This is a genomic window from Neisseria sp. P0022.S010 (assembly GCF_051956635.1).
Map to the genome: position 1 here is coordinate 1 of NZ_JBQCXF010000477.1, position 2,252 is coordinate 2,252.

The following is a 2,252-nucleotide window of genomic DNA, read 5'->3' on the forward strand; positions in this document are numbered from 1 at the left end:
CGGAACAGGGCGGAGCCTGAAAAATGAATCCGGTTATTTTCCCGAACTTGTCGGTAAATGTCCAGTAAAAGATAGAAAAAAGGCGTTTTTCGGCGAAAAAAGAAAGGAACGCTGATTTTCGTTAAAAGGTGATTTTCCTAAGAGCGTTTATTCTAATTTATTGGTTTTTCGACAAAACATGCCGTCTGAAAACCAACTTTGCGCGTATAATGGCGCCTGTTTTTTTAAGTATGCACGACAATGGATATTTCCGATTTTGATTTTGAATTGCCCGAAAAACTGATTGCCCAGCATCCTCCCGAAGTGCGCGGCAGCAGCAGGCTTCTGGTTGCCTTGCCTACATTGCCGATTGAAGACAAACATTTCGGCGATTTACCCGATTATGTCGCACCGGGCGATGTGCTGGTGTTTAACAATACCAAAGTGATGAAGGCGCGCCTGTTCGGCCAAAAAGCCAGTGGTGGCAAAATCGAAGCCCTGATTGAACGGGTATTGGACGCGCATACCGCATTGGCTCATATCCGTTCGTCCAAATCGCCGAAACCGGGTACAGAATTGATTTTTGAAGGCGATATCCGCGCCGTCATGATGGAGCGTGCGGAAGAATTGTTTTGCCTGAAATTTGAAGGCGAGCAAACTGTTTACGAACTTTTGGAGCAAAACGGCCATCTGCCCTTGCCGCCTTATATTGAACGCGCGGCCGACGATGAAGACGACAGCCGCTATCAGACCGTGTACGCCAAATATCAAGGCGCAGTGGCCGCTCCGACGGCGGGTTTGCACTTTACCGATGAGTTATTGGGCCGTCTGAAAGCCAAAGGCGTAGAAACCGCAGAAGTGACCCTGCACGTCGGCGCCGGCACATTCCAACCCGTGCGCGTCGATAAAATTGAAGAACACAAAATGCACAGCGAGTGGTTTGACGTACCGGCCGAGACCGTTGCCGCCGTTGAAGCCGTCAAAGCACGCGGCAATAAAGTGTGGGCAGTGGGCACAACCTCCATGCGCGCCTTAGAATCCGCCGCACGCGAAACAGGCCGTCTGAAAGCCGGTCGAGGCGATACCGATATTTTCATTACGCCGGGTTACCGCTTCAATGTTGCCGACCGATTGATTACCAACTTCCACCTGCCCAAATCAACCTTGCTGATGCTTGTCAGCGCGTTTTCGGGCATGGAGCATATCCGCAGCGTTTACCGTCATGCAGTGGAACAGGAATACCGCTTTTTCAGCTATGGCGATGCGATGATTTTGGGAAAAGCGGAATAAAGCGGAAGCGGATTGGAGCGTTTTAAACTGGTTATTTGGGATTGTCCAGAATCCAAATCAGTTGAAACGCTCTATTAAAATATGCGAATTAAAATAAATTATTGAAGTAAACGCCGCGAAGTGGTTGGAATTTGAGTTGTAAGAAATAAAGCACAAAAACAAAAAGGCCGTCTGAAAATCGTTTTTCAGACGGCCTTTTATTTTTCCATGCTTAGGCGTCGATGTTTTGTGCCAGCAGGGCGTTGTTTTCAATGAAGGCGCGGCGCGGTTCGACTTCGTCGCCCATTAGGGTTACGAACACTTCGTCGGCGGCGATGGCGTCTTCGATGCGGACTTTCAGGAGGCGGCGGACGGTAGGATCCATCGTGGTTTCCCAAAGTTGTTCCGGGTTCATCTCGCCCAAGCCTTTATATCGTTGGATGGACATGCCTTTTTGGGCAACGCTCATCAAGATGTCCAAAGCGCCTTCAAAGCTGTCGATGTCGTATTCGTTGTCGCCTTTGTAGAGCTTCGCCCCTTTGTCGACCATGCCTTTGAGTGCGGCGGCGGTTTGGGTAAGGGTTTGGTAGGCTTTGCTATTGAGGAACTTAGGCTCGAGGTAGCTCACCATCACATTGCCGTGCAGCTTGCGAGTGATTTTGATGAACTGGTGTCCTTCGTGTCCTTCGATACGTTCGAGCGCGACTTCTTTTTCGTCCAAGAGGCCGCTCAATTCGGCAACGGCGCGGTCTGCGCTTTCTGCCGTGCTGAGGTCGACCGGCGAAGCGTGCAGCATGGCATGCAGGACGAGTTCGTCAATGATGCGACTTTCTTGCTCGATGACGGTTTTGGCCAACAGGAATTGTTTGGCGGTATTGGCAAGCTCTTCGCCTTCGATGGTGCGGCCGTCTGAAACGATTTTGGCTTTTTCCAAGGCTAGACCGAGCAGCCATTGGTCTTTTTCCAATTCGTCTTTGAGATAGCGCTCTTGTTTGCCGTATTTG

Annotated in this window: 1 protein-coding gene and 1 pseudogene; one reads left to right on the forward strand and one right to left on the reverse strand. The window is 50.2% G+C overall.

Annotated features, from left to right (window positions below):
* Positions 1 to 240: 240 nt before the first annotated feature.
* Positions 241 to 1,269, forward strand: a complete 1,029-nt coding sequence (queA, locus tag ACTHUT_RS18315; protein ID WP_188209325.1) for a tRNA preQ1(34) S-adenosylmethionine ribosyltransferase-isomerase QueA — start codon at positions 241 to 243, stop codon at positions 1,267 to 1,269.
* 211 nt (positions 1,270 to 1,480) lie between these two features.
* Here queA and gyrB read toward each other — a convergent pair.
* A pseudogene (gene gyrB / locus ACTHUT_RS18320) lies at positions 1,481 to 2,252 on the reverse strand (DNA gyrase subunit B); the annotation flags it as partial.

Bases quoted from the DNA above. Each gene is read 5' to 3' on its own strand.
- queA (WP_188209325.1), top strand. From the start codon at position 241: ATGGATATTTCCGATTTTGATTTTGAATTGCCCGAAAAACTGATTGCC.